The sequence below is a fragment of the Marinococcus tarijensis genome, assembly GCF_054971385.1.
In genome coordinates, this window is the sequence record NZ_JBQOJA010000057.1 from 1 (window position 1) to 7,859 (window position 7,859).

The 7,859-nt window shown below is 45.8% G+C and carries 9 protein-coding genes; 5 read left to right on the top strand and 4 right to left on the bottom strand.

Annotation, left to right across the window (positions count from 1 at the left end; translation table 11 throughout):
* A partial coding sequence (locus ACTTK7_RS16805; protein WP_462869251.1) for a hypothetical protein occupies window positions 1-189 on the top strand: 189 nt, incomplete at its 5' end.
* 57 nt (window positions 190-246) lie between these two features.
* On the opposite strand, the gene ACTTK7_RS16810 is transcribed toward ACTTK7_RS16805, so the two are convergent.
* Window positions 247-1,116, bottom strand: coding sequence for a DMT family transporter (locus ACTTK7_RS16810; protein WP_462869252.1), 870 nt, complete (start codon window positions 1,114-1,116; stop codon window positions 247-249).
* 81 nt (window positions 1,117-1,197) lie between these two features.
* Complete coding sequence (locus ACTTK7_RS16815; protein ID WP_298785333.1) at window positions 1,198-2,190, bottom strand: YeiH family protein; 993 nt, start codon at window positions 2,188-2,190, stop codon at window positions 1,198-1,200.
* 108 nt (window positions 2,191-2,298) lie between these two features.
* Here ACTTK7_RS16815 and ACTTK7_RS16820 point away from each other — a divergent pair, with 108 nt between their 5' ends.
* Together ACTTK7_RS16820 and ACTTK7_RS16825 are read left to right on the top strand one after the other, a co-directional pair.
* Window positions 2,299-3,171, top strand: a complete 873-nt coding sequence (locus tag ACTTK7_RS16820) for a LysR family transcriptional regulator (RefSeq protein ID WP_298785334.1) — start codon at window positions 2,299-2,301, stop codon at window positions 3,169-3,171.
* 169 nt (window positions 3,172-3,340) lie between these two features.
* Window positions 3,341-3,985 (top strand): FusB/FusC family EF-G-binding protein, encoded by a 645-nt coding sequence (locus tag ACTTK7_RS16825; RefSeq protein WP_462869253.1) that lies wholly within the window; start codon window positions 3,341-3,343, stop codon window positions 3,983-3,985.
* A gap of 46 nt (window positions 3,986-4,031) precedes the next feature.
* On the opposite strand, the gene ACTTK7_RS16830 is transcribed toward ACTTK7_RS16825, so the two are convergent.
* Both ACTTK7_RS16830 and ACTTK7_RS16835 read right to left on the bottom strand, forming a co-directional pair.
* Window positions 4,032-4,931 carry a helix-turn-helix domain-containing protein gene (locus ACTTK7_RS16830; RefSeq protein WP_462869255.1) on the bottom strand — a complete coding sequence of 300 codons (900 nt, stop codon included), beginning with the start codon at window positions 4,929-4,931 and terminating at the stop codon, window positions 4,032-4,034.
* Between the two features lie 316 nt (window positions 4,932-5,247).
* Complete coding sequence (locus tag ACTTK7_RS16835; RefSeq protein ID WP_298785337.1) at window positions 5,248-5,769, bottom strand: gamma carbonic anhydrase; 522 nt, start codon at window positions 5,767-5,769, stop codon at window positions 5,248-5,250.
* 122 nt (window positions 5,770-5,891) lie between these two features.
* Between ACTTK7_RS16835 and ACTTK7_RS16840 the strand changes: the two genes are divergently transcribed.
* Both ACTTK7_RS16840 and ACTTK7_RS16845 read left to right on the top strand, forming a co-directional pair.
* Window positions 5,892-6,668, top strand: coding sequence for an alpha/beta hydrolase (locus ACTTK7_RS16840; RefSeq protein WP_022795025.1), 777 nt, complete (start codon window positions 5,892-5,894; stop codon window positions 6,666-6,668).
* 32 nt (window positions 6,669-6,700) lie between these two features.
* Window positions 6,701-7,759, top strand: coding sequence for a tetraprenyl-beta-curcumene synthase family protein (locus tag ACTTK7_RS16845; protein ID WP_462869254.1), 1,059 nt, complete (start codon window positions 6,701-6,703; stop codon window positions 7,757-7,759).
* The last annotated feature ends 100 nt before the right edge of the window (window positions 7,760-7,859 follow it).

A 7,859-nucleotide genomic window follows, 5' to 3' on the forward strand; every position in this document is an offset into this window, starting at 1 on the left:
AAGTGTTATTGCATCATCAATATAAATGGTCGCTCGCCGGATAACGGAGGGGTCACCCCAACATTAGACATAGAACCCTTTTTTATTATTTTTAAAATAAAGAAATGCACATTTAGGCAAGGTATCGAGAGGGGAGGGCCGGGGGAAATAAATAACGAAGCTTATATGCTGGATTATTTTGAAACTTAAATTGACACCTGCTGAACAACGAAAAGCAGCCCCCCCTCCCTCCCGGGAGCTGCTTTTTTAGGCAGACTGGCGTACGCTGAACGCAGTAATGGAAACCAAAATAATAACGATGCCCAATGCCTGAATGATTGCCAGGCTGTCTCCAAGCAGAACTACTCCAAACAAAGAAGCAGTGACCGGTTCTGCCATGGCAACCATTGAAGCAGTAACCGGGGTCGTCAGCTTTATGCCGATAACATACAGTACAAAGGAAATGCCTGCACCAACGAGCCCGAGCAGCAGGAACCACCCAATGTCACTGGAGGTCAAAACAGATAATGCTTCCTGTTGGTCGACAAACATCAAAAGAATTACACAAAAAACAAAAAAAGCGATCGTTAAAGAGGTTTCGGGCCTGCCGACTGCAGAGGCGTATTTAAATCCGAAAATAAACAACGCATACGAAAGACCGGCCCCAAGGCCGGCAGCGGCGCCTGCAAGTGTAACCGAAGAACCGCCCGTGTCATAAGCACCTGTCAGGAGGAAAATTCCTACAAGCACTACTGCAATACATCCCCACTTGAAAAAAGTAGAGGATTCCTGCTTTAGAAAAAAAGAAATCAAAAATACAAATATAGGTGCGGTATACATTAGCGTGGCAGCGATGGCTACGCTTGAGGCCTCAATACTGAGGAAGTAAAAGGTGAAATTGCCGGCGACGCCCGCCCCGGCGAGAGCAGCCCATATAAATAATCGGGTGGAGGGGGATCCGGTCTTTCGAATCCGTAAAAGGAACCATATAAAAATACAGACAAAACCAACGGCTCCCCGGTAAAAGGAAATGACTAACGGATCCCAGCCCTTATGTAAAAGTATATCTGCCAATCCACCTGAAATACCCCATAGTATCGCGGCCAGTACTACTAAAATCGTGCCTGAAAATTTCATGGTCAGCCTCCGCGATAGTATGAATATAACTGTTTACCCTTTAAAAAATGGTTTCAAACGAATTTTGCAGCGCAGGTCAGGTTAAAGCATAACTTCGATAAGAAAGTAGCCGAAAAAAGATAATAAAAGCGAGCCGCAAACTGTCACGATAAACATCTTTAAACTAATTGTTTTAAAAGAAGCGGCTGGCATCTGCATTCCAAAACCAGCCATGGCCATGCCGAGAAAAACATATGAAGCGGAGATCATAAAAGCAGCTGCGGAGTCGCTGAGCAGATTAAAGGTATTGGCCAGACTCACTGCTAAAAATCCGAAAATAAACCATGGAACCGGAATTGTATGAGAGGCCCGCTTTTCTTTACGGCTTTGAAGCGTGGCAACTATAAGTGCTACCGGAATGAGAAGTGCAACCCTTGTTAATTTAATGATCAGGGCGTGGTCTTCCGAAACTGTACCACCGGCTTCAGATGCTGCTACAGCGTGGGCTACTTCATGGAGAGTTCCTCCTGATAAAATGCCATATTCATACGCATTCATCCCCAGAAACGGAAACAGAAACGTATAGGAAACGGAAAAAACAGTACCAACCACTGCGATAATCGCGATGCTCGCAGTGGTTGTTTTATGCTCTGCCTTTACAATCGGAGCGATGGCTGCGATTGCTGAAGCTCCGCAGATAGCTGTACCGCAGGCCGTTAACAGACTGAGCGTTTTATCTATCCTTAAAGCTCTGGCAGCAAGGTAAATGAAAAAAAGCGCAATCAGTAACCCGGAAGCAGCGATAAAAAAAGCGTTAAATCCGGATTCGTAAATATCTCCTAAATGCAGTCGGGCCCCGAGGAAAATAATGCCGAGCCTAAGCAGGTGCCTGCTTGAAAAAGTGATTCCCGGAAGCGCACGGTTGGGAACTCCAGCGGTGAAGCGCCAGCATACGCCTAAAAGTATTGCAGTAACCAGCGCGCCCATCGCTGAGAATGGAGCAACCTCTGCGAGTGCGCTGCTGAGCACAGCAGCAATAAACGTAAAGATAAGTCCGGACATTAGCATGGGAATGAAAGAAGCAAATCGTTTCATTAGTCTTCAACTCCTAATCATTAACGCTATTGTACTCCCGCTCTTTTTATTATAAAAACAAATATATATAATGAAATTAATTAATATTTTTAATAAATAGGAGGAAATATGCATATTGACGAATTAAAAACATTTTTGACTGTGGTGGAGGAAAAAAATTTCACAAAAGCCTCGGAGGTGCTCTCCCTCTCCCAGCCGACTGTAAGCGTGCATATAAAAAATCTTGAAAGGGAATTTCTTGCCCCGCTTTTTCAGCGGACAACAAAGTCATTGATGCTTACAAGGGAAGGTGAGGTATTTTTGGATCATGCCCGTCAGTTGATGGGCACCTACGCCCATATGAAGGAAGCTATATATATGATGCATGAAGAAGTGAGTGGAACCATTCATATCGGGGCCAGCTTTACGATTGGGGAATACGTTCTCCCAAAAGTAATGGCCAGAATGCAGGAGGAGTATGAGGGAATTCAGTTTGAAGTGACGATCGCCAATACTGAGGAAATCATTCAGCTGGTCCGGACGCTGAAGGTCGATATTGGTCTGGTGGAAGGGCACAGCGGGGCTGCTGATATTACGCTGACACCATTTCAGACGGACCGTCTGGCGGTAGTTAAGAGTACATCCAGCTCTTTTTCACCTGTAACCCGGGAGGAGCTGCAGGATCTGAAGTGGGTGGTGCGCGAAAAGGGATCCGGAACCAGGGAATCGTTTGATTATGTGATGAACGCAAACGGGATCCGCATGCGTTCACTTCTGATGATCAGCAGCACGCAGGGGGTTAAAGAAGCCGTTAAAAGCGGCCTTGGATTATCCTTGTTATCAGAAGCAGCGATTGAAGAAGAACAAAAACACAACACGCTGGAGCTTTTATCCATTGAAGGCATCGATGCAAAAAGATTTTTTTCATATGTACTTCCAAAAAGAGCAGAGCGGACAAAAAATATTCAGTTTATGATCCGGTGCCTGACAGAGAATCGCTGACGTCCGCCGGCTTCTTTTTCTATAGTTTTCTACAAAAACTAATTTGTTGTATACTAATACCGCAATCTTAAGGGAATCACCGATGATGGATTTATATTCACTGCTGTATAAAGCATTCTGTTCAACGCCGGAAACGGAAGCTTACTATACTGAAATGAGGAATGGGTAAATGATTCAAATTGAGCCATTTTTGCGCAATGATCAGTTTAATTTTATTAAAGAGCATGTATGGAAATTCGCCCATGCACACGCTACAGTAAAAGACGCCGACGTAATCAGTGCATTAAAACACAGCGCCTTTGATCAAATTATCAACAGCTTTCATTCGATGAACGACGAGCAGGAAAAACTGTTAGAAAAGGTTCTGTATGTAGAGGACAGCACTCAGGCAGAGCAGATTCTCGGTGAGTTGAAAATGTATGTTGTTCCATTCCCGGCGGTAACTGTAGAACGGATTAAAAAGCTGTTTCCAAAGGCGAAAAAGCTGACAATGCCATCATTGGAAGAAGTGGAGCTGAAAAATATATCCTACCTGGGCTGGAACGACATCCGGGCAGAACGAAAATATATTATTACTACAGATCAGAGGAGATTGACGGGCGTGTTTGGAACATTTCGTAACACTCCCGGAAAAGGCATCTGTACGATCTGCAACAAGCAGGAGGAGACAGGGCTTTTTATGTCAGTAGTAAAGTCCGGAAAAGAAACATATACGAGCCGGGGCAACTATATCTGCCAGGACAGTCGCAGGTGCAATGAAAATATTACGGATCTCCAGCAGCTTGAAACGTTCATGTACCATTTGAAAAAGTGAATACTATAAAAGCCGGGGGAAGAAATGTTTCCCCGGCTTTTATATATTATTGCAGTGTATGCAGGTGAATGGTCCCGTCTCGTTTATAATCGTCGATTTCCTGGCGGATGTGGTCTGCGAGGCCGATTTGCTTCATCGTATCAAACATGGAACATGCCTGACTCCAGTCCTGAAGCGCGGATTGATCAAATCCCAGCACAAGAAGGTTTTGTCCCCGCTGATAAAGCAGCTCCCCTAAAACGTAGCTGTTCTGCAGATCAATGCAGCGGTTGATTCCCTTTGAACACCAGTCGATGGATTGCTGGTAAGCACCCTGATAGGTCAGCGCTTTAGTCAAGGTATATGTCAGCTTTAATTCAATGTATTTATTCTCCGGGTGCACCAGGCTCTGATGGTCCTGCAGCGCTTTCCGGCATATATCTGCAGCTTTTTTGTATTCGTGTTCAAGGTTGTAAATAATCGCCATGGCGTTTATGATTTCACCTTTACGTTCCGTATAAATTCCTTTGTGGTATGCATCGAGGGCAGAGGAAGCCAGTTCGAGAGCCTGTTCTGGATCATTATCCAGTTCGTAGGCGCAAATAGCTTTATGCCAGAGCATGTACTGCTCGTAATAGCCGATTTTGAAAATAGGGTTGTCTTCCTCCCTGGAAAGCAGCTCCCGCATCGAAACGTAATCATGCTCGAACCGGCACGTTTCAAGCATACTGAATACAGAGCGAACGTAGTCGCTGCGGTCTGTTAACGCTTCTTCAAAAAAGTAATACATGCTGGCTCCGAGCCGTTCAGCAATATAAAACATGGTGCTTGAATACGGAACGATAGTCCCCTTCTCGATTTTACTGATCTGCGCCTGGGTACAAATATCTTTAGCAAGCTCCTTTTGTGTGTAGCCCCGGTATTTACGCAGCTCCTGTATTTTATTTCCCACCCGTGAAAAATCCATCAATATAGTTCTCTCCCTATCTCTCAAATATTCCTATAATTATTTTACGGGAAGAAATCCGTAGAAAAAAGAGGAAAGTCTTAGGTAAATGATCGATTTTGGAGCCAGAAGCGGAAAACGCTCTTTTTATAGTTCGAATATACTAAAACGAACATATAATAAAGAGGTGAAGAAATGAAAAAGGCAGGTTTATGGTATGCTGCGTTCATTGTAATAATGATGGCAACAACTGCACCGGTTCAGCAGACAGCACCGGTGGCAGGTGAAATTATAACGAGAGACATCCCACATCAATATTAAAAACAAGCCGCGGACATCATTGATGCCTGCGGCTTGTTTCTTTATACTGCCTGGCTTTCTCGACATATTCGAGGCGGATACGCTCCATGTCTTCTTTGTCCTCCTCGGTGAGGTCACGAACGACTTTGGCCGGACGTCCAAAGGCAAGTACGCCGGCGGGAATCGTTTTTCCGGGTGGAACCAGGCTGCCGGCACCGATGAACGCCCCTTCACCGATCTCGGCCCCGTCAAGCACTGTAGACCCCATGCCGATGAGTGCCTTTTTTCTTACAATGGCAGAATGAAGCATTACCTGATGACCGACAGTAACGTCGTCTTCAATAATCAAAGGATGCTTCGGGCTCTGGTGCAGCAGGCATTGATCCTGCACATTGACTCTGCTGCCAATCAGCGTAGGTGCTACGTCCCCGCGAATAACGGTGTGAAACCAAATGCTCGATTCCTCGCCGATGGTAACGTCACCAGTGATGACCGTGAAATCTGCTAAAAAAACGGTGGGAGCAATGGAAGGATACTGGCTGTTGTACGGATAAATCATAAAAAACCACACTTTCCGAAATTTATTCTGCATTTCTAATGCAAGTGTAGCAAAAATAATAGTAAAATAAAGAAAGATATATTTCCCGGGGTACTGGATTGAGGAAAAAGGGGGCGATAATAGTGGAAAAAAGATTAGTGGACCGCCCGCGTGGAGTTGTTGTGCTGGTTCATGGATCGGGCGAACACTACCGGCGATATGAATGGCTGATCCATGTATTGAAACGCCAGCATCTGCATGTGATTACCGGGGACTTGCCCGGCCACGGAGAAACCAACGGGCGAAGAGGGCATATAGACAGCTTTCGTGAATATACAGACACCGTATATGAATGGTACAGAGAAGCAGCTTCCTTTAAGCTGCCTATTTTTATGCTTGGGCACAGCATGGGCGGGTTAATTGTCATACGGGCAGTATCCGAGCGGTATATGCCAGTGAAAGGTATTATCCTGTCTTCCCCTGCGCTCGGGCTGTACGAATACCCAAACAGAATCCGGGAATTATCCGGAAGGCTTGCGCACCGGCTCGTACCGGGTAAAAATTTGAAAACCGGCATTCAGGCCCAGTATTTAACAAGAAATCCGGAAACAAGAGCTGAGTACCAGAAGGATGAACTGGTGAATGATACAGTTACAGTCCGCTGGTACCAGGAGATGATCCGGGCAATGCGTATCAGCCTGGCACAGCCGGAAAGCTTTCCGGATACGCCGCTTCTGGTTATGCAGGCCGGAGAGGATTATATTGTTGATAAAGAAGCAACTGTGCGTTGGTTTAACCGGCTGCATACGTCAGAGCGAACGATTAAAATATGGAATAATCTTTACCATGAAATATTGAATGAGCCCGAACAGGAACGGGTGGTAAGATATATCATTCACTTTATGAACCAGCATTCCTGAAATGAACCAGCCAATCAAGGAGGCCTTTTGAAATGTCAGCACCAACGTCGATACCGACTATTATGTACTACGGGGTGAAAGACACCCTGCCGGCTGCGCGTAATTACTTAAGTGAGTGGAAGCAGAAGGCAGAGCAGATCCCGGATGATTTATACCGCCAGGCAGCGCTTGAAGCAATTGATGAAAAAACCTTCCACTATGAAGGGGGATCGCTTTACGCATTGATTGCTCCCGAACATATCCGGAGCGAGCTGCTGCGTTTTATTGTAGCCTATCAAAATATCAGCGATTATCTGGACAGTATCTGTGACATGAGTCAGGAGGAGGGCGTAGCCTTTTATCGTGATATTCATGAAGCCTTGAAGCATGCTCTGGATCCCGGAGCCAGTCAGCAGGATTACCTTAAAAAGAAAAAAGGGGAGGGGGACGGCGGCTTTTTAAAAGACTTGGTTGAAACGTGCCAGTCTGCTCTGCAGAGCTTTCCGGGCCTTTCTGGCGCCCAGCCGTATATGGAGGAGCTGTCCATGTATTACAGGGAGATGCAGATATACAAGCATATTGATGTCAATGAGCGTGAAGCAAAGCTGATTGAGCTTTATGAGCACTTTAAAGACCGGATCCCACCGATGGCCTGGTATGAATTTTGCGCTGCTTCCGGATCGACGCTTGGTATTTATGCACTGGCCGGGTACGCTGCCCGTTCGCCGCTTGCAGAGCTTCAGGCGAAGTCGATTAAAGAAGCCCATTTTCCTTATGTGCAGGGGATGCACATTCTGCTTGATTACTTTATTGACCAGGAGGAAGACGTGGAGCAGGGCTCTCTGAATTTCACCGAAAAATATGCGTCAGCCGGCCATATGATGTCCCGGCTGGAGTTTTTCAAATCCGAGGCTGACAAAAAAGTAGCGAAGCTTCCGGAGGCCGGCTTTCATAAACAATTAAACAAAGGTCTTCTCTCCATCTATTTGTCCGACGAAAAGGTACAGGCAAATGAAGCAATGAAGCAGCAGGCAAAGCATCTCCTCCGCTTTGGCGGCATTACCTCGCTTATTTACTATTGGAACTCGTGGATGTACCGGAAAAAAATATAAACAAAGAACCGCCTCTTCCGAAATGCACTGACCTAGAAATATGAGACAAGATAAAGCACCTAGCCTTCTGCCGTTCGGTATTCCACCGGCGTGTGGAAGG